We start from the raw sequence: 19,708 nt of genomic DNA on the forward strand, positions 1-19,708 counted from the left end.
TATGACGCAAATGAGTACAGAAACATCGATAGGTCAGCAATACTGACTTATCGGTTTCCGGTACGGTTTTTGAAGATTTTTTGCGTCCGCTCCCGATGTATCGACATCCAATACAATCTCTTCAAACACTTCACAATCTGCTTGGCGATGGATTGACGAGGCGAGATTTTCCGGGTGGATTGCGGCCCAACTGATTTGCTGTCCGGAGGAGACAAAATGCTCAAGAATATCCACCCCGCGCTGAACGCCGACGTCCTGCACGCTTTGCGCGCCATGGGCCACGCCGATACACTCGTCGTGACCGACACCAACTTCCCTTCGGACAGCATTGCCCAGCACACCGCGGTCGGGCAGGTGCTGCGTATGGAAAACCTCACCTCCGCCCAGGCGATCAAGGCGATCCTCTCGGTCTTCCCTCTCGACACGCCACTGCAGCCCTCCGTCGGACGCATGGAAGTCATGGGCGCACCGGACCAGATCGAGCCGGTCCAACAGGAGGTCCAGGCCGAGATCGACGCTGCCGAGGGCAAGTCCGCACCGATGTACGGTATCGAGCGCTTCGCCTTCTACGAGAAGGCTAAAGAAGCCTACTGCATCATCACCACCGGTGAGCTGCGTTTCTACGGCTGTTTCATCCTGACCAAGGGCGTAATTTATCCCGCAGCGTGATTGTGCGTAGGCGCAGCTTGAACTGAAAATGCGGCTCCACCGCGTTTCAAGCCTGTGGCGCTTCGCGCTCAGTCGCATCGTCGTTCTCAAGCTGCGCGATGGATTCGCGCAGTCTTTTCCTATTTGCGGCGCTGGACAACAGGTGGGATGTGTCATCCCGATTGACGCTAATGGGCGTCCCTTGATGAAAACGTAATATCCAGCCATCACCGTGGCGGCTCCAGATGGAAGAGCGGTTGGCCCTCTCCATCTTATCACCTTGAGACACCTCGCTCACATAGGTGACCTGCACGACGTCCGGCGAGAGATGGCGCGCATGAAAATTCAGAAGCGGGATGGTCGCATTTATGTCCTGCCCAGGCTGAGCCTCGATCAGCATCTCCGCGCGATCATAAGTTCTTCCCGATCGGCCAAACTCGAAAAAATCCTGAGCAAAGAGATCGTCCATCAGCGCAACGTTGAAGCGCGTCTGCGCGATCCACAGGCTTTCTTCGAGTCGTCTGATGTCATCCACATCAGAGGCCGATAGCGGTGTGTCGTGTTCATGCATAGTGACGTCCTTCGCAATCCCAAGAACGAAACCAGCTTTCTCCTTTGGCTGCAAGAAAAAGGGCGCGGAAGTTTCCCTCCGCGCCCTCGCATGTTCCGTGTTTTCGCCCTACAGCGCAGGGTAAAATTGGTCTTAGTTGACAGCCTTGTCGACCAGCTTGTTCTTGCCGATCCAAGGCATCATGCCGCGCAGCTTGGCGCCGACTTCTTCGATCTGGTGAACGTCGTTCATGCGGCGGATACCCTTGAAGCGGGCTGCACCCGAACGGTATTCCTGCATCCAGTCGGAAGTGAACTTGCCGGTCTGGATGTCGTGCAGAACGCGCTTCATTTCAGCCTTGGTTTCTGCGGTAATGATGCGCGGGCCGGTAACGTATTCGCCCCACTCTGCCGTGTTGGAGATCGAGTAGTTCATGTTGGCGATGCCGCCTTCATAGATCAGGTCGACGATCAGCTTCACTTCGTGCAGGCACTCGAAGTAAGCCATTTCGGGCGCGTAGCCGCCTTCCACCAGCGTTTCGAAACCAGCGCGGATCAGTTCGACGAGACCGCCGCACAGAACGACCTGTTCGCCGAAGAGGTCGGTTTCGCACTCTTCCTTGAAGTTGGTTTCGATGATGCCGGAGCGACCGCCGCCAACGCCACAGGCGTAGGAAAGCGCGAGTTCAAGAGCGTTACCGGACGCGTTCTGGTGAACGGCAACGAGGCAAGGAACGCCGCCGCCCTTCTGGTACTCACCGCGAACCGTGTGGCCTGGGCCCTTTGGCGCGATCATGACGACGTCGACCGAAGCCTTCGGCTCGATGAGGCCGAAGTGAACGTTGAGGCCGTGGGCAAACGCGATCGCAGCACCGTCACGGATGTTGCCGGCAATCTCGGCCTTGTAGATGTCGGCTTGAAGTTCGTCAGGCGTTGCCATCATCAACAGGTCGGCCCACTTGGCAGCTTCGGCAACCGTCATGACCTTGAAGCCATCGGCCTCTGCCTTCTTGATGGTCGGCGAACCAGCCTTCAAAGCGATGACGACGTTGTTGGAGCCGCTGTCCTTCAGGTTCAGCGCATGCGCGCGGCCCTGCGAACCGTAACCGACGATGGCGACATTCTTCGCCTTGATAAGATTGAGATCGGCATCACGATCGTAATAAACGCGCATTTCTAGGTCCTTCCCTATTCAAAACCAGATGATTAAACCGGAGCTCAGGCGAGTTTTCCGCCCTTTTCCGAATGTACCTTTTCCGTACCGTACAGCGTCAGGAAGGCGGCAACGGCCTTCCGCGCCCGGGCGGAAAAATCCTTGGCCTGCGCTTCGCCGAGCAGCATGCGAACATGCAGATCGGAAACGATCAGGCCGTAAAAGCTGCGATAGGCATCTTCCAGATCGTCAAAGCGCAAGTAGCCGCAACGGCGACCGGCTTCGATCAGACCCCGAGCACGCTTGTCGATCTGACGACGTCCACGCTCCAGAAGCAGATTACCGAGCTTGGAGCCTTCACGGCTCGCCTGACCGATGGCGAGACGGTTCAAGGCAAGCGAAACATCTCCTGCCAGAACCTCGAGCAGATCATGGGCAAAGACTTCGAGATGATCGACGAGCTGCGGTGCGGTCACGCGATCGCCCGCCTTCTCAAAGGTGCGGACCTTGCTCTGCTGAAAGCTGATCATCGCCGCAAGCAAACCATCGCGGTCGCCAAACCATTTGTAGAGGCTTTCCTTGGAACAGTTGGCCGCGCGTGCCAGACCAGAGGTCGTCAGCGCCTTTTCTCCACCCTCGACCAGAAGACGCAATGCCTGCTCCAGAACGGCGTTCTGTCGCGGCGAAAACTCCTGCGCTGTGATCGGATCGGTCCCCACCTTGTCCACTCCACTCTCAATTATGTACCGTACGGTACGGTTCGAGCGACATTTAAGCGGAGCGCTTCTCAGGGTCAAGAGGATTTTTGAACGAAGAGTGCGAATTGACGCGCCGCAATATAAGGCGCGTTGAAATTGCTGGCGGGAACAGAGGTCAGACAGTAGCGTCGAAGGTCTTGCGAGCCTGCTTCACCGCATCATGATGATCGAGCGCCCAGTTGATGACCTGCGAAAGAGGCGCGTAAAGAGACCGCCCGAGCGGCGTCATGCTGTATTCGACGCTTGGCGGCTTGGTCGGAAAAACCTCGCGGTGAATATAGCCATCACGCTGCAAATCCCGCAGCGTCTGGGTCAGCATGCGTTGCGAGATATCGGGCACCATGCGCCGCAACTCGCCGAAGCGATAGGGGCGATCGGCAAGCGCCTGCAACAGCAGCGTCGACCATTTACCACCGATGTGGTTGAGCAGATCGCGCACCGGGCAATTGTCGAAATCGAGATTGGCGAAATCAGGAAGGCGCGCCGAGGCCTGCGCTGGCGCATGCGTTGCTGTCGATTTCAACCGTGAGACTGTCGCGCTCATGGCGGTGGTTCCCTTCTGGTAACGTAGGGCGCAAGAAATGCCTTCTTTACAGCACCCGGTCAATTCTTATTTTAGAGCTACTCTCTTTTTGAGACTAACAAAGGACAGACATGATGAGCAAGATTCTCGTGACCGGCGCCTCCGGTCATCTCGGCCAGGCGATTATCCGTCACCTCTTGGAAACCTATGACGTTCCGGCTGCCAACATTGTTGCCGCCAGCCGCGATACGGCCAAGCTTGCTGGCCTCACAGCAAAGGGTGTGGAGACACGCGCTGCCGATTTCGACGACGCATCCTCGCTAGATAGCGCGTTTCAGGGAATCGACACGCTCCTTATCATTTCCACCGATGCGCTCGCCGTTCCGGGCCAGCGTCTCAAGCAGCATAAGGCTGCGGTTGCCGCTGCCGCAAAGGCGAGCGTCAAGCACCTCGCCTATACCTCCATGCCGAACCCTGATAAGTCCCTCGTGACCTTTGCCCCGGATCATCTGGGTACCGAAGAAGCCGTCAAGGCAAGCGGCCTGCCCTACACCATCATCCGCAATGCCTGGTACCTCGATAACTACCTGCATGGCATGCCGCACAATCTGGCAAGCGGCCAGTGGTTCACAGCAACCGGCAACGGCAAAGTCTCCAATATCTCGCGGGATGACTGCGCTCGTGCAGCCGCAGCGGCTCTTGCCAAGGGCAAGGCGGAAAACAAGACCTACACGCTGACGGGACCGGAACTGCTCGATGCCGACCAGATCGCAGCCCTGGTATCCGAAGCGACCGGCAAGCCGCTCAAGGCCGTCAAGGTGTCGCCTGAGGATCTGCAGAAAGGCATCGAAGGCGCTGGCCTGCCCGGCTTCGTCGCCGCCATGCTCGCTTCCGCCGACGCCAATATTGCCGCCGGCAATTTCGAAATTCTGACGGATGATTATGAAACTCTCACCGGCAAGAAGCCTGAGAGTGCCGCAGAGTTCTTCAAGGCCAACAAGGCAGCATTGGTCGGATAAGACCAACACCATCCGCCGTGCTGTTCTCCATCGGCACGGCGGCAGACACAACCTTAGACTTTCGTAAAGGGCGCGCGCTACTCCGCAGCCGCGCCCATGCTTTCCCGCGACGCCTCCACGTCCCGCGCCGGTGACATGCCGTAAATACGGGCATATTCGCGGCTGAACTGCGACGGGCTCTGATAGCCCACGCGGAGGCTCGCGGTGCCCGCGTCGAGCCGCTCCAACAGCATCAGGCGGCGCGCTTCATGGAGGCGGAGCTGTTTCTGGTACTGCACCGGGGTCATTGCCGTCACCGCCTTGAAATGCTGGTGAAAGGACGAGACGCTCATGCCAACCCGCTCTGCCACATCCTCGATGCGGATCGGACGGGTGTAATTCTCGCGAAGCCATGCGATGGCACGAGCAATCCGGTTGCCATGGCTGTCTGCCGCCAGAATGTTTATCAATTGCCCGCCCGCAGGCCCGGTGAGAATGCGGTAGAGGATTTCCTGCTCGATCAGCGGTGCCATGGCAGGAATATCCCCTGGACGATCAAGCAAGCGCAGTAGCCGCGTGGTCGCGTCCAGAAGCTCGGGCGTCGCTGCGTTCACCACAATGCCTCGCTGGCTGGGAACAGCAGTTGGCGAGCGCGCAATATGCACCCGGCTCATCACATCCAGAAGCTTTTCACTGTTGATCGCAATTGAAATGCAAAAATGCGGCACCTCACGGCTTGCCTCGACAACTCGCCACGCCACCGGCAGATCGAATGAGGTCAGCAGGTAATCCCCTGCCCCGTAATTGATCGTATCGGTGCCGAGCTGAAGACTTTTGGCGCCCTGAATGACCATGGCAAAACAGGGATGATAGCTGCCATGGCAAGGCGCGCTGGGGCTCGAACGTTTGCTCAGCCGCAGCGCGTCGATATCGGTCATCACTTCACCCTCCGCCTTGGCATAGCGGGCGGCAATCGAGACGATTTCCTGATAAGGGCTGAAAGGCAGCGTCATGGGGTGAAAACCTTGGGAGCAACGTTGAGATATATCTAAAATGCCTTCCCCTCTTCGCAAAGAGGGCACGCCTCACTTTTGTAGAATTATGCAAGAAGCTCGGAGGATCGCTCTAACGCTCTTTCGTGTTCTGGGCGCATGATCAACCATCTCATTCCACAACTGAAAGGAACTTCAGATGGCTACTGCAAGAGGTTACGCTGCAACAGACGCGTCCAAGCCGCTTACGCCGTTCACCTTCGAGCGCCGCGAGCCAAACGAAGATGATGTCGTCATTGACATTAAATTTGCGGGCATCTGCCATTCGGACATTCATACCGTTCGCAACGAATGGAAGAATGCGGTCTATCCGATCGTCCCCGGCCACGAGATTGCCGGTGTCGTAACGGCGGTCGGCTCCAAGGTCACCCGGTTCAAGGTCGGCGATCATGTCGGTGTCGGCTGCTTCGTCGATAGCTGCGTTGGCTGCGCCACCCGCGACGTCGACAACGAGCATTACATGCCGGGTCTCGTCCAGACCTACAACTCGGTCGAGCGCGACGGAAAGACGGCCACCCAGGGCGGCTATTCCGACCACATCGTCGTCAAGGAAGGCTATGTTCTGTCCATACCGGACCACTTGCCGCTGGACGCTTCCGCACCGCTTCTTTGTGCCGGTATCACCCTCTTCTCGCCGCTCAGATATTGGAAAGCTGGTCCCGGCAAGAAGGTCGCTATCGTCGGCATGGGCGGCCTCGGCCATATGGGCGTGAAGCTCGGTGCAGCCATGGGCGCCGATGTCACCGTCCTGTCGCAGTCGCTTTCCAAGAAAGAAGACGGGTTGAAGCTCGGCGCGAAGGATTACTACGCGACCAGCGACGCCTCCACTTTCGAGAAACTTGCCGGCACATTCGATCTGATCATCTGCACCGTATCGGCAGAAATCGACTGGAACGCTTATCTCGGCCTGCTCAAGGTCAACGGCTCCATGGTCGTGGTCGGCGTGCCTGAAAATGCGATTCCGGTCCATGCCTTCTCGCTGGTTCCAGGCCGCAAGAGCCTGTCCGGCTCGATGATCGGTTCGATCAAGGAAACTCAGGAAATGCTGGATTTCTGTGGGCAACACAACATCGTCTCCGAAATCGAGAAGATCGACATCAAGGACGTCAACGAAGCTTACGAGCGCGTGCTGAAGAGCGACGTGCGCTACCGCTTCGTCATCGACATGGCAACGCTCGACGCTTAACGCGAAGTGATAGTCTGCAGATAGGATGGAGGCGGGCACCGATTGGGCCCGCCTCTTTTCGTTAAGGAGCCTTTCCTACAGGCTGCGTCTCATCCTTTAGCGTGTCACGCTGGGTAATCAGGCGCGCACTGTGCTGGCCGCTGAGATAGATCCACACCCAGCTCCATGCGACGGCAAGCCTGGAGCGGGTACCGATAAGGAAATAGATGTGGGCAATCCCCCATATCCACCAGGCGATGACGCCTTTCAGCTTGATCTTGCCAAAATCGATGACCGCCGCCCGCTTGCCTATGGTGGCAAGATTGCCCTGATGCACATATTTGAATGGCGCTGGCTGTGGCTGTCCCGCCAGCCGAGCCCTGATAACGTTGGCGACATGGCTCCCCTGCTGCTTGGCAGCAGGCGCGATGCCCGGAACAGGCTTGCCACTCTCCTGCTGAACCAGCGCCGTATCGCCAATGACAAAGATGTTTGGATCGTCGGCAATGTGAAGATGCGGACCGACCTCGGTACGACCGGCGCGATCTGCCGTGACGCCAAGCCATTGCGCGGCGGGAGAAGCTTGCACGCCCGCTCCCCAGATGATGGTCCGCGCCGGAATGAAATGATCGCCGACCTTGACGCCCTCCTCGGTGCAATCCGAAACGGGCGTGCCGAGCATGACCTCCACGCCGAGTTCTTCCAGCGCCCGCTTGCTATAATCCGATAGTTCTTCGGTGAAGGCAGGCAGCACGCGCTTTCCCGCCTCGACGAGGATGATCCGCGTCTTGCGCGTATCGATGTTGCGAAACTCCGGTGGCAGCACCTTCTTGGCAAGATCGGCAATCATCCCTGCCATTTCGACGCCCGTGGGGCCAGCACCGATCACGACAAAGGTAAGATAGGCTTGCTTTACCGCCTCCGTCTTCTCCAACTCAGCGCGCTCGAAGGCAAGGAGAAGCCGCCTGCGGATAGTCGTGGCATCTTCCAGAGTTTTGAGACCGGGCGCATGTTTTTCCCACGCATCATTGCCGAAATAGGCGTGGCGCGCACCGGTCGCGAGCACCAGCGTATCGAAGGAGACCGTTTCGCCATGGTTCAGATGAACGGTTCGATTCGTCCGGTCGACGCCGGAGACCTCGGCGAGCATGGTCAAAACCTCCGGTCTATCCCGAAACAGATGGCGGATAGGCCAGGCGATCTCCGATGTCGCGAGCGCGGTTGTTGCGACCTGATAAAGAAGTGGCTGAAAAAGATGATGGTTGCGGCGATCGATCAGGGTGATGCGAGTCGGCGCGCCCTTCAGACCGTGGACAGTTTGTAGTCCGCCGAAGCCTCCCCCAACGACGACGACATGATGTTCCTGCATGTGACTTGCCCTTATTACAATCAGAAAATCAAACCGCGCAGGTTGTACGCGGTTTCATTGTAGGGGCAAAAATTGATGTGAGTTATGAAATAGCCTGACCGCAGGCCCGGCAAAAACGCCGAACCGTTTCGGCCATGCCGTATTCGAGAGCATCCGCCGTCAGGCCGTGGCCGATCGACACCTCTGAAAGATGAGGAATGCGCTTCACGAGAGCCGGAAGATTGTCGACGGTGAGATCGTGACCTGCGTTAACGTAAAGTCCGAATTCATTAGCAAAATCAGCCGTCTGGCCGAGTTTTTCAATCCAACCTGCAGCCGCTTCGGGATCATCGTGACACCCGCCATATGGGCCGGTGTAAAGCTCAATGCGCGCAGCACCGGTTGCCGCCGCGAGCTCCATCGTTGTACGATCGGCGTCGCCATCGGCGAAGAGCGAAACCCGCATACCGCGTGCCTTCAGACGTGACGTCACGTGCTTGAGAAAATCGCCATGCTTGCGAAAATCCCAACCGTGATCCGAGGTCGCCTGCGACGGATCGTCCGGCACCAGCGTCACCTGCTCCGGCTCGTTTTCTTCGCAGAGCAGAAGAAAATCCTCGGTCGGATAGCCCTCCATGTTGAACTCGGCCTGTGGAAACTCGTCATCGATCAGCGCACGCAGCACCGGCAGGTCGGAAAATCGGATATGGCGCTGATCAGGTCGTGGATGAACCGTCAGCCCGCTTGCACCCGCCTGCAAAGCTATGCGACCAAAGGCAGCGACATCAGGCCAAGGCAGGTCGCGCCGGTTGCGCAGCATGGCAATTGCGTTGAGATTGACGGACAGTTTGGTCGGCATTTCATTCCCCGGCGTTGATGGTGAAGGGCATCGCGTTGCGGTCCCGATTGACTGACATCTCCTCCATTATCGTATCATTGTGCAAGCTTCCAAAAAAATTACGATTCCTATGGAACCAACTTCAAACAAGCGCATTAGGTCCTGACGATCGGGGGCCGACATGACACAATCGCTTTCATTAGAAGATGCTGACTTTGATTTGGATACACATTTTGTAAGCGAAACGGGTGCGGCAGCTATGCCGGAGCTGGCTGTACCCCATATCAACGCGCGAGGCCAGAAGGGACGCGAGGCGCTCCCCGTCAAGCCCGGGTCATGGAGCAGCAAGTCCATGAGAAAGGCAAGTGAGCCAGCCGCAACGCAAGGATCGAAGAGCCCGAAGGGCTTTCTCCCGGACGTGAAGGTGCCGTCGTCGCTTCCACCAGAGCCCGTCGTTATTGCGGACATGGCAAATCTCTTTGGCGTCACCCATAGAACGCTGCATTTCTATGAGGAGAAGAAGATCCTCTCCTCGCGCCGCATGGGGCTGATGCGCATCTATTCACACCAGGATGTTCACCGCATGGCAGTCGTCAACCTGTTGCGGGATATCGGCGTTGCGGTTGCGGTCATTCAGGAGATCATGGGCAAGCTCGATCATGCCTCATCCCAGGAAGAGGCTGACGACATTTTCCAGACCGCGCTTGAAATCCGCAAACGCGAACTTACTCTGGAGATTTCCACCGTTCATCGCCAGATCGATCAGATCAGCAATTTGATGGATGTGTCCGACGAAACCTATTCAGAGCCTCAGTATGACGCCGCTTTCGACCTGACAGACCAGGAAAAAAGCTGTCTCGAATTGATGGCCGAGGGCTACTCGTCGACCCGCCTAAGCCGGACATTGGGAATGTCGGCAGAGGAACTGAGCGGTCTGGAAGAAGGCCTTCTGGGAAAATTTGGCGTCAACAACCGGTTTCAGGTCGTCGCGAAGGCCCTGACGATGGGCGTCATCCAGAACTGAGAAGCCCGGGCAAAAGACTTACCGGACGATAGTCAGCGTCTCCGCCGCACGTGTTACCGCAGTGTAAAGCCAGCGCTCACGTGTATCGCGGAATGCGTAGCTTTCATCGAAAAGCACGACATTGTTCCACTGCGAGCCCTGCGCCTTGTGAACCGTCAACGCATAGCCGTAATCGAACTCGTCGTAACGCTTGCGCGTCGACCACGGAATTTCCGTATCAGTCTCTTCGAAGGCCGCCTTCAGCAATTTGATCTTCGCGGCACCGCGATCCATATCATCGTCTTCCGGCCGGATCATTAAATTGATGCCCGGTTTAACTGTCTCTCGCGACGAGCTCATCACTTGCCACAAGGAGCCGTTCAGCAGACCTTTCGCAGGATCGTTGCGCAGGCACACCAGCTTGTCGCCGGATTGCGGATATTCCGCCGAAAAGCCTTTCAACTCGCGAAGCCGCTGATTGTAGCGCTTGCGCGTCCGATTGGTACCGACGAGAACCTGATCCGCCTCCAGCACCAGTGACTGGGTGACCTCTGATTTGGAAATCACCTGCGCGGTCCCGTAGTCGCCGCGCATGATCTCACGCCCCTCACGCACATCCATGGCAAGCTGGATAATCGGATTGTCCTTGGCCTGACGATGGATTTCCGACAGCAAATAATCCGGCTCCTGCTCGGTAAAGAAACCGCCGCCTGACACCGGCGGCAACTGCCCCGGATCGCCGAGCACCAGAACAGGCGTTCCAAAGCTCATCAGATCTCGGCCAAGCTGCTCATCCACCATCGAGCATTCGTCGATGATGATGAGCGCCGCCTTGGCAAGCGGGCTCTGGCGATTGATGGTGAACATCGGCGCAATCGAGGTCTTGCCGGTTTCCTCGTCTTCGACGGCTTCTTCGCCACGGGGCCGGTAGATCAGCGAGTGAATGGTGCGGGCATTGGAAGCGCCCCGCGAGCGCAGAACCTGCGCCGCCTTGCCGGTGAAGGCCGCAAACAGCACCTCGCCATCCACATGCTCGGCAAAATGCTTGGCAAGTGTGGTCTTGCCCGTACCCGCATAGCCGAAGAGACGGAACACCGGCGAGCGGCCTTCCTTCAACCAGCGCGAAACAGCCTTGAGGGCTTCATCCTGTTGTGGAGAAAATTGCATGTCTCCTCTTCGCAGGATTCGAGCCGCAAGCGCAACAGAAAAAGAACGAAAGAAGAATGTTCGGCTCAGAAGCAACTGGAGAACGCAACTGGCGGAGGCAGGCAATGGCATACCACGTCACATGTGATTAGATAGAGATATGAAGATATTGATTCTCGGTGCAAGCGGCTTCATCGGCTCGGACATTCTTCGCAGGCTGCACAATGATGGCCATGCCGTGACGGGTCTAGCGCGCAACACTGTTTCCGCCGGACGCAAATTCCCCCTCGCCAACTGGATTGATTGTGATCTCGCGCGGATGAAGGATGCCGACAGTTGGACAGAGCTGGTGGCGGACCATGAGGTCATCGTCAATTGCGCAGGCGCACTTCAGGATGGTCTGGCAGACAATCTCTCCGCGACACAGCTCGATGCGATGCTGGCGCTCTATGAAGCCTGCATTCTTGCACGCGGCAGGCTCATCATTCAAATTTCGGCGCAAACCTCCGGCATCGCGGCCAACTTACCATTCCTGGCGACCAAACGGGGTGCCGACGAAGCACTTGTCGCAAGTGGATTGCCTCGCGTTCTCTTCCGCCCTGCCCTCGTGATCGGTCGCAACGCCCATGGGGGCACCGCGCTCGTCCGGGCGCTCGCCAGTCTGCCCCGCGTCGTGCCTCTGGCCCATGCGGAGAGCCCCGTTCGCGTGGTCTCGGTGAACGATGTCGCCTCGGCCGTATCGCGCGCCGTCAGCGGCCACATCGCACCTGGAAGCGACCTCCATCTGGCAGCCGATGAGACTGTGACGCTGAAAGAGCTCGTTTCGCTACATCGCCAATGGCTTGGCCTTCCTCCCGCAAGGTTTGTCTCCCTCTCGCCCGCCATTGCCAGACCTGTCAGCGTAATAGCGGATCTTGCAGGTTATCTTGGTTGGCGCTCGCCGCTTCGATCCACAGCCATGGCGGTGATGTCGGAAGGTGTCTCGACGCAAGCGCAGACAAACACGCTCTCGGTTGCAACGGCAGCCGAGACGCTCACCCGTCATCCATCCGCCGTGCAGGATCTCTGGTTCTCGCGCCTCTACCTGCTGAAACCCATCATCATACTCTGCCTGTCTTTCTTCTGGTTGCTGTCTGGCCTCGTTCCGTTGGCAAACATCGATGGTGCGGCAGGCCATTTCCTGCCCTTCCTGCCACCGGCTATGGCGACCCGCGCTCACAGTTGCGACTTGTGCACTCGATATCGCGCTCGGCCTTGCCGTCGTCATCAGGCGCTTGTCCAGAAGAGCCATGCAGGGAATGCTGGTGGTGACCGCATCCTATCTTCTCGGTGCAACGCTTCTTGCACCTTCGCTCTGGCTCGATCCGCTCGGGCCACTTGTGAAAGTCTTGCCATCGATCGTGCTCACGCTCGTTGCTCTGGCGACGCTGGAAGAAAGGTAAGCTGGTCAATGCTGGAAGAGCTGCTCCGCCTCGCCCATGTCATAGGCGCAACAGTACTGCTGGGAACTGGCGCCGGCATTGCCTTCTTCATGGTCATGGCGCGCCGGACGGAAAGCCCAACGCTGATTGCTCATGTCGCAGGAACGGTGGTGATTGCCGATACGATCTTCACGGCAACGGCCGCCATCGTTCAACCGATCACAGGCTATTGTCTCGCACGCATCATTGGCTGGCCCGTAACCGAAGGTTGGGTCTGGCTCTCCCTCCTGCTCTACGTCTTCGTCGGCCTCTTCTGGCTGCCGGTTGTCTGGATCCAGATCAGGCTGCGCGATATCGCCAGGGTCTCGGCAGCCAACGGATCAGCACTTCCTCCTCAATGGTTCAGCCTTTACCGTATCTGGTTCGCCTGCGGCTTCCCGGCCTTCTTCGCTGTCATCGCCATCATTTGGCTGATGCTCACAAAACCGGATATTTCCTTCGGGATTATTTAAACCGACGAGCTAGACCAGCCATAATGTTCTCACTTCAGCATCGGCCAGAGGCTGAGCACGAGCAGCACCGCCATGGTAATGTTGAACCATTTGAGCCGAGCCGGAACGGAGAGCCATTCGCGCAGCACAGAGCCGAAACCCGCCCATGTCGAAACGCTCGGGAGGTTCACCGCCGCAAAGGCAAGACCGACAAGCAGCACCGTAAACGTATACTGGCTCTCATCCGTGTACGTCGCCATGGCAGCAACTGCCATAACCCACGCCTTCGGGTTGACCCACTGAAAGGCGGCGGCGCCCAGAAATGTCATCGGCTCTGCACCGGTCTTCCCGTCGCTGAGACTCCGTGAGGCACCGATTTTCCAAGCGATCCAGACGAGATAGGCGCCACCGGCAAACTTAAGCGCGGTGTATAGCACCGGGATCGAATGCAGCAGCGCGCCTAGCCCAAGCCCGACGCCGATCAGCAGCGACAGGAAACCCGCTCCGATCCCCAGCATATGAGGAATCGTCCGGCGAAAGCCGAAATTTACGCCAGACGCAAACAGCATCATATTGTTAGGTCCGGGTGTTATGGATGTGGTGAATGCAAACACCAGAAGTGCGATAAAAGTCTCGATCGTCATGAATATCCCCTTGGAGCGCAATCCTATTCGCCCGCCCCGTGGAAAACCAGCGATTGGCACAAATGGTATGCCGCACAAGTTTTGATGGATCGGCAGGGTATGCTTCTGGTTTACTGTCGAGAAAAACCCGAGGAGGCTTTCATGTATGACGATATCCCAATGCTGACACTCCCTTCAGGAAAAGAGCTTCCTGCACTCGGCATCGGCACCTGGAACATGGGCGAGAGCAAAGCCGAAGAGGCACAGGAGGTAGCAAGCATCCGCAAAGCTGTCGAACTTGGCATGACGGTTGTGGATACGGCAGAAATGTATGCCGACGGGCAATCGGAAGCCGTCGTTGGAAAAGCGATTGCGGGTCTGCGTGACGACGTATTTCTCGTCAGCAAGGTCTACCCCTTCAATGCCAGCGCGACGGGAACGATCGAGGCCTGCGAACGCAGTCTGAAACGTCTCGGTGTCGACCATCTGGATCTCTATCTTCTCCATTGGCGCGGCTCCCACCCGCTAGAAGAGACGGTGGCGGCATTTGAAAAGCTGAAGCAAGCGGGCAAGATCAGGGATTGGGGCGTCTCGAACTTCGATACGGACGACATGGAGGAGTTGTTCGAGGTCGAGAACGGTCGCAACTGCGCCGTCAATCAGGTCCTCTACAATTTGTCCCGGCGCGGCGTGGAATATGATCTGCTGCCTTGGTGCCAAGGCAAGGGAGTGCCACTTATGGCCTACTCACCGATAGAACAGGAGCGCATCCTCAACAATCATGAACTGATCCGGATCGCCAAGGCCTATCAGGCAACGCCAGCGCAGGTCGCGCTCGCCTTCCTGCTGGAACGCGACGGAGTCATTGCGATCCCCAAAAGCGCCAGGCCTGAAAGGGTGGAGGAAAATCGTGGCGCGACCGATCTCGATATCAGTGACGAGGATTGGGCTGCTCTGGATGCGGCCTTCCCGCCGCCGAGAAAGAAGATGTCGCTAGCGATGTTATGATTCCATTTCAGACGGTTATCGCCGTTTGTGGATTCAATTTAGCAACCATAAAGCTTACACCTCGGACAAAAAAGCCGGGCGCTTTCGACGCCCGGCCTCATCATTTGGATTTGACCATCCGTTTTCTCAGAACTCTTGCCAGTCCTGCTTAACCGCTGCGTTGCCGTTGAAGGCGGTTGCGAGCTTGCGGCCAAGCGCACGGGCTGGTGACGCTGCCGGACGCTCCGCAGGAGTTGCCGCACGGATCGGGGCCTCGAAGGTGACAGACAGCTTGAACTGGCCGAGAAGCTGGTTCAGCGAAGAGGCTTCGCGGGCAAGACCATGGCTGGCTGCCGTCGTCTCTTCCACCATCGCCGCATTCTTCTGCGTGTCCTGGTCCATCTGGTTCACAGCCGTGTTGATCTGCTGCAGACCGGAAGACTGCTCCTGTGCTGCCTCGACGATCGCCATGACGTGACGGTTGATCTCCTGCACTTCCGCAACGATGGTTTCCAGCGCACGGCCGGTTTCACCGACAAGCTCCACGCCTTCCTGAACCTGGGTGTTGGAGGTGGAGATCAGGTCCTTAATGTCCTTGGCAGCACTGGCGGAGCGCTGCGCCAGTTCACGCACTTCCTGCGCAACGACGGCAAAGCCCTTGCCCGCCTCACCAGCACGTGCCGCTTCGACACCGGCGTTCAGCGCCAGAAGGTTGGTCTGGAAGGCGATCTCATCAATCACGCTGATGATGTTGGAAATCTCGCCCGACGACTTCTCGATCCGCTCCATGGCGACAACGGCCTTGCGAACGACTTCACCCGACTGTTCGGCACCGGTGCGCGCCTTGGCAACCAGATGACCGGCTTCCTGGGCACGACGGGTGGAGTCCTTTACCGTGGTGGTGATCTCTTCCAGCGCGGCAGCGGTTTCCTCGACGGAGGCTGCCTGCTGTTCGGTCCGCTTGGCAAGATCGTCGGCGGCCGAACGGATTTCATTCGCACCGGCATCGATACCACGGGCGTTCTCCGCCACGCGGGTCAGGGCCGACTGGAGCTTCTCGGCAGAGGCGTTGAAGTTCTCACGCACGACATCGAGATGGGCCACGAAAGGCTGGCTGATACGATAGCACACATCGCCATCCGACAGACGCGACAGGCCGTCTGCCAAATGGTCGACCGCAAACTGCGTGTCCGCGGCTTCCTTCGCCTTCTGTTCGTCACGAGCAATCCGCTCCTTTTCCGACAGGCTGCGATTGGCGTCAGCCTCCTGTTCCAGACGGATGCGCTCCAGCGCATTCTCGCGGAAGACGGAGACAGCCTGCGCCATCTGCCCAACCTCGTCCTTGCGATCGACGCCGTCGATCTCTTCACGCGTTTCTCCACCGGCAAGCGACACCATACGGGCGGAAAGGCGGGCGATAGGGCCGGTAATTCCACGCGCAGAAACCCAGAGGGACATCGCAATCGCGGCCGCGAAAAGTCCACCCAGAACGCTTAGCGAAGTGAGAATGGTCGAATTGGTTTGCGCACTGAGATCATCGGATTGTTGCAGAACAGACGTCAGATTGCCTTCACTGATCGCCCGAATATCCGTGCGCCAAGCTTCAGTATCACCACTGATGCCGGCCAGTCTTTCGCGTGCCTTGGGATAATCTCCGCTTCGCATCGCATCCCAAACCTGATCCATCGACTTGGTAATGGTGATGGCCCGATCCTTGACCGGGGTAATTTTGGACGCCAGCTCCGGCATAAGCTTCGCGGCGTTTTCCAGACGCTGCACGAGTGTGACGACGTCCTTCTTGTAGGTCGCCTCAACCATTCCAATATCGATTGACTGTTCCTTCAGAACGAGAGCCAGCGTTGTGTCGTAGCCGGCAGCCACAAGAGACGTGTTAGCGCGAAACAACTCGGTTGCACCCACACCGTTTCGAGCAAGAAGATCGGAGTAGACCGTATCGGCGTTTTTGTAGTTGAACGACACGAGGCCGAGACCGGTCAGGCCCACCATGGCTACGGGCACGATCAATGAAAGAATTTTCGTACGGATTTTTGCATTTTCAAGAAACGACATTTGTCCTCGCTTGGGCAAGCTGCCAGATGACAATAGCGACCGCACCCCGTTAACCCGTTCAAGGGCGGACCATTGCTTCGTCAATCTCGATGGGACGGGCCGTCATGGCACGCAGACTGGGGCCGTTATAAGGAAAAACGAATGTAAAAATGCTTAATCGGATAACCGCTTGACGAAACCAAATCTCAAAAAAGCGTGAGATATGACGGACTTACGCTACGTGAGGTCAAAAAACAGGCTCCACAATGTAGAGCCTGCTGTCATCTTAGCCGAGGCACTTTGAGGCTTACATACCCTCTGGGCCGCGGTTCATTGCCGCAATGCCGGTGCGGCAAATTTCGATCAAACCAAGAGGCTTGATGATCGAAACGAACTGGTCGATCTTGGAGGACTTGCCGGTGATCTCGAAGATGAAGTGGTCGAGCGTCGCATCCACCACCTTGGCATGGAATGCGTCGGCAAGACGCAAGGTCTCGGCACGGTCTTCGCCACGTCCTGCCACCTTGATCAGCGCAACTTCACGCTCGATCGGACGATCCTGCCCGGCCTGACGGGCCCGCACCGTCAGATCCACCACGCGGTGAACAGGAACGATCCGCTCCAGCTGCGCCTTGATCTGTTCCAGCACGCCAGGCGTACCGCGTGTCACGATGGTGATGCGCGAAAGATGCGCCTCATGCTCCGTCTCGGAAACCGTCAGGCTTTCGATATTATAACCGCGGCCGGAAAACAGGCCGATAACACGGGCAAGGACGCCCGGCTCGTTGTTGACGAGAACAGAAAGCGTGTGGTTTTCCACCATCGCCGTTTCCGTCTGGATGAAGTAGGCTGAGCCGGTGGGCTGTAGGTGTGCATTCATGTCTTTATCCTCTTCCCACGCTTAGACGAGCTGGCGGCCCTTGGCATCGATGGCATTGGCGACTGCTTCATCCGTTGCTTCATCCGGCAGCAGCATCTCGTTATGTGCCTTACCAGACGGAATCATCGGGAAGCAATTGGCGAGATTGGCAACGCGGCAATCGAAGATGACCGGCTTCTTCACCGCAATCATCTCGGCGATCTTGTCATCCAGCTCCTTCGGATCGTCGCAATACATACCAACGGCACCATAAGCTTCCGCCAGTTTAACGAAGTCCGGCATGGCTTCGGTATAGGAGTTGGACAGGCGGTTGCCGTGCAGCAGCTGCTGCCACTGGCGCACCATGCCCATATACTGGTTGTTCAAGATGAAGATCTTGACCGGCAAATTGTACTGGATGGCGCAGGACATTTCCTGAATGCACATCTGGATCGAGGCGTCACCGGCAACGTCGATGACCAGTGCATCCGGGTGAGCAACCTGAACACCGATAGCAGCCGGGAAACCATAACCCATGGTGCCAAGACCACCGGATGTCATCCAGCGCTTCGGCTGTTCGAAGCCGAGGAACTGTGCCGCCCACATCTGGTGCTGGCCGACTTCGGTGGTGATGTAGGTATCGTGGGTCTTGGTGGCTTCCGACAGACGCTCCAGCGCATATTGCGGCATGATGACATCGGTGGAATTCTTGTAGGCAAACGAGTTGCGTGCCCTCCAGCGAGCGATCTGGCTGTGCCACTCCTGCGTCTGCGCCTTTTCGGGCTTGGCAGGCAGCGCCCGCCACAGACGAACCATATCTTCCAGAACATGGCCGACATCGCCGATGATCGGAACATCGACGCGAACGTTCTTGTTGATCGAGGACGGATCGATATCGATGTGAATCTTCTTGGAGTTCGGCGAGAAGGCATTCAGGCGACCGGTGATGCGATCGTCGAAACGCGCGCCGATACAGACCATGACGTCACAATCATGCATCGCCATGTTGGCTTCATAAGAACCGTGCATACCGAGCATGCCCAGCCACTTGTCGCCGGAAGCCGGATAAGCACCCAAGCCCATCAATGTGGAGGTGATCGGGAAGCCGGTCAACTCGACCAGTTCGCGCAGCAGGCGAGTGGCTTCCGGCCCCGAATTGACGACACCGCCGCCGGTGTAAAAAACAGGTCGCCGCGCCTTCGACATCAGCTCGATCGCCGCATGGATGGCATTCAAATCGCCCTGAACCTTCGGCTTGTAGCTCTTCTGCTGAATGGCAGCAGATGGCGGCGTATAGGTACCGGTCGCAAACTGGATGTCTTTGGGAACGTCGACGACGACCGGGCCCGGGCGGCCTGTCTGGGCAATCCGGAATGCCTCATGGATGATGCCCGCCAACTCGTTGACGTCCTTGACCAGCCAGTTGTGCTTCGTGCAGGGGCGCGTGATACCGACCGTATCGCATTCCTGGAAAGCGTCCGAGCCGATCAGCGTGGTGGGGACCTGGCCGGAAATGCAGACCAGTGGAATGCTATCCATCAGCGCGTCCTGCAACGGCGTAACCGCATTCGTCGCACCCGGACCGGACGTAACAAGCATGACGCCGACCTTACCGGTGGAGCGTGCGTAACCTTCCGCAGCATGGCCTGCACCCTGTTCGTGACGAACCAGAATATGCTGGATTTCCTCCTGCTGGAAAATCTCGTCATAGATCGGGAGAACCGCACCGCCCGGATAGCCGAAAATGTGTTCGACGCCATTGTCCTTGAGCGCGCGCAGAACGATTTCCGCGCCGGTCATGCGATTGCTGTTTTCCGTAGTGTCCTTATCCGTCATTGCCTGTTCCATCCCGATTTGGCTTTTGGATATCGCTGGGCGTGACCGCCCAAGTGGAGACATAAAAAAAGGCCCCTAGAGGAGCCTCGTTCAGCGCATGGGTGCTTTCGCCGGATGGTTACACCATCCTGCCCATGCGCCGTCCCACCACGATAAGTACGTTAAGATTTTTCATGGAGCGGAGTGTTAGACAGAAACCAGATTGGCGTCAACGCAAAACGGCGAAAAAATCCACCACCTCTTAACTTTGTTGCCCTGAAG

The 19,708-nt window shown here is 57.7% G+C and carries 18 protein-coding genes and 1 pseudogene; 7 read left to right on the forward strand and 12 right to left on the reverse strand.

The features are described 5' to 3' along the window. Window positions 1-216 precede the first annotated feature (216 nt). Window positions 217-669 (forward strand): RbsD/FucU family protein, encoded by a 453-nt coding sequence (locus QE435_RS22480; protein WP_306933330.1) that lies wholly within the window; start codon window positions 217-219, stop codon window positions 667-669. 46 nt (window positions 670-715) lie between these two features. Here the strand turns inward: QE435_RS22480 and QE435_RS22485 are convergent, their stop codons facing one another. From QE435_RS22485 to QE435_RS22500, 4 genes are all read right to left on the reverse strand, one after another. Continuing rightward, the gene (locus tag QE435_RS22485) at window positions 716-1,219 is read right to left on the reverse strand and encodes a DUF4440 domain-containing protein (RefSeq protein ID WP_349042700.1); all 504 of its coding nucleotides are present in this window, start codon (window positions 1,217-1,219) and stop codon (window positions 716-718) included. 132 nt (window positions 1,220-1,351) lie between these two features. Beyond that, on the reverse strand, window positions 1,352-2,371 hold the full coding sequence (ilvC, locus tag QE435_RS22490) for a ketol-acid reductoisomerase (protein ID WP_306933334.1): 1,020 nt from the start codon (window positions 2,369-2,371) through the stop codon (window positions 1,352-1,354). Window positions 2,372-2,415: 44 nt separating this feature from the next. Further along, window positions 2,416-3,069 (reverse strand): TetR/AcrR family transcriptional regulator, encoded by a 654-nt coding sequence (locus QE435_RS22495; RefSeq protein ID WP_306934843.1) that lies wholly within the window; start codon window positions 3,067-3,069, stop codon window positions 2,416-2,418. A 154-nt stretch (window positions 3,070-3,223) separates the two neighbouring features. Then, window positions 3,224-3,652: a helix-turn-helix domain-containing protein gene (locus QE435_RS22500; protein ID WP_349042701.1), complete on the reverse strand. Its 429-nt coding sequence runs from the start codon at window positions 3,650-3,652 to the stop codon at window positions 3,224-3,226. 110 nt (window positions 3,653-3,762) lie between these two features. Between QE435_RS22500 and QE435_RS22505 the strand changes: the two genes are divergently transcribed. Next, window positions 3,763-4,650 carry an SDR family oxidoreductase gene (locus QE435_RS22505; protein WP_349042702.1) on the forward strand — a complete coding sequence of 296 codons (888 nt, stop codon included), beginning with the start codon at window positions 3,763-3,765 and terminating at the stop codon, window positions 4,648-4,650. Between the two features lie 77 nt (window positions 4,651-4,727). Here QE435_RS22505 and QE435_RS22510 read toward each other — a convergent pair whose 3' ends face one another. Beyond that, the gene (locus QE435_RS22510; protein WP_349042703.1) at window positions 4,728-5,642 is read right to left on the reverse strand and encodes an AraC family transcriptional regulator; all 915 of its coding nucleotides are present in this window, start codon (window positions 5,640-5,642) and stop codon (window positions 4,728-4,730) included. A gap of 178 nt (window positions 5,643-5,820) precedes the next feature. Between QE435_RS22510 and QE435_RS22515 the strand changes: the two genes are divergently transcribed. Further along, a complete protein-coding gene (locus tag QE435_RS22515) occupies window positions 5,821-6,867 on the forward strand; it encodes an NAD(P)-dependent alcohol dehydrogenase (RefSeq protein ID WP_306933341.1) in 1,047 nt (348 codons plus the stop codon). Between the two features lie 61 nt (window positions 6,868-6,928). Here QE435_RS22515 and QE435_RS22520 read toward each other — a convergent pair whose 3' ends face one another. Together QE435_RS22520 and QE435_RS22525 are read right to left on the reverse strand one after the other, a co-directional pair. Then, window positions 6,929-8,215 carry an NAD(P)/FAD-dependent oxidoreductase gene (locus QE435_RS22520; protein ID WP_306933343.1) on the reverse strand — a complete coding sequence of 429 codons (1,287 nt, stop codon included), beginning with the start codon at window positions 8,213-8,215 and terminating at the stop codon, window positions 6,929-6,931. A gap of 82 nt (window positions 8,216-8,297) precedes the next feature. After that, window positions 8,298-9,053, reverse strand: a complete 756-nt coding sequence (locus tag QE435_RS22525; protein ID WP_349042704.1) for a pyridoxine 5'-phosphate synthase — start codon at window positions 9,051-9,053, stop codon at window positions 8,298-8,300. 331 nt (window positions 9,054-9,384) lie between these two features. On the opposite strand from QE435_RS22525, the gene QE435_RS22530 reads away from it, so the two are divergent. Beyond that, window positions 9,385-10,056 (forward strand): MerR family transcriptional regulator, encoded by a 672-nt coding sequence (locus tag QE435_RS22530; protein WP_349042705.1) that lies wholly within the window; start codon window positions 9,385-9,387, stop codon window positions 10,054-10,056. 18 nt (window positions 10,057-10,074) lie between these two features. Here the strand turns inward: QE435_RS22530 and QE435_RS22535 are convergent, their stop codons facing one another. Beyond that, window positions 10,075-11,202: an ATP-dependent RecD-like DNA helicase gene (locus QE435_RS22535; RefSeq protein ID WP_309771243.1), complete on the reverse strand. Its 1,128-nt coding sequence runs from the start codon at window positions 11,200-11,202 to the stop codon at window positions 10,075-10,077. Between the two features lie 139 nt (window positions 11,203-11,341). Here QE435_RS22535 and QE435_RS22540 point away from each other — a divergent pair. Both QE435_RS22540 and QE435_RS22545 read left to right on the forward strand, forming a co-directional pair. Further along, window positions 11,342-12,623, forward strand: a pseudogene (locus QE435_RS22540) (SDR family oxidoreductase). Between the two features lie 8 nt (window positions 12,624-12,631). Further along, on the forward strand, window positions 12,632-13,114 hold the full coding sequence (locus QE435_RS22545) for a DUF2269 domain-containing protein (protein ID WP_349042706.1): 483 nt from the start codon (window positions 12,632-12,634) through the stop codon (window positions 13,112-13,114). Window positions 13,115-13,143: 29 nt separating this feature from the next. On the opposite strand, the gene QE435_RS22550 is transcribed toward QE435_RS22545, so the two are convergent. Further along, entirely contained in the window at window positions 13,144-13,737 is a 594-nt protein-coding gene (locus tag QE435_RS22550; RefSeq protein ID WP_349042707.1) for a LysE family translocator, read from the reverse strand. Between the two features lie 141 nt (window positions 13,738-13,878). Between QE435_RS22550 and QE435_RS22555 the strand changes: the two genes are divergently transcribed. Beyond that, window positions 13,879-14,724 (forward strand): aldo/keto reductase, encoded by an 846-nt coding sequence (locus QE435_RS22555; protein WP_349042708.1) that lies wholly within the window; start codon window positions 13,879-13,881, stop codon window positions 14,722-14,724. 126 nt (window positions 14,725-14,850) lie between these two features. Here QE435_RS22555 and QE435_RS22560 read toward each other — a convergent pair whose 3' ends face one another. From QE435_RS22560 to QE435_RS22570, 3 genes are all read right to left on the reverse strand, one after another. Then, window positions 14,851-16,773 (reverse strand): methyl-accepting chemotaxis protein, encoded by a 1,923-nt coding sequence (locus QE435_RS22560; RefSeq protein WP_349042709.1) that lies wholly within the window; start codon window positions 16,771-16,773, stop codon window positions 14,851-14,853. Window positions 16,774-17,059: 286 nt separating this feature from the next. After that, the gene (ilvN, locus tag QE435_RS22565) at window positions 17,060-17,632 is read right to left on the reverse strand and encodes an acetolactate synthase small subunit (protein WP_306933360.1); all 573 of its coding nucleotides are present in this window, start codon (window positions 17,630-17,632) and stop codon (window positions 17,060-17,062) included. A 21-nt stretch (window positions 17,633-17,653) separates the two neighbouring features. After that, entirely contained in the window at window positions 17,654-19,411 is a 1,758-nt protein-coding gene (locus QE435_RS22570; protein ID WP_349042938.1) for an acetolactate synthase 3 large subunit, read from the reverse strand. Between the last annotated feature and the right edge of the window lie 297 nt (window positions 19,412-19,708).

It is taken from the genome of Agrobacterium sp. SORGH_AS 787, from assembly GCF_030819035.1.
GTDB classification, from domain to species: Bacteria; Pseudomonadota; Alphaproteobacteria; order Rhizobiales; family Rhizobiaceae; genus Agrobacterium; species Agrobacterium larrymoorei_B.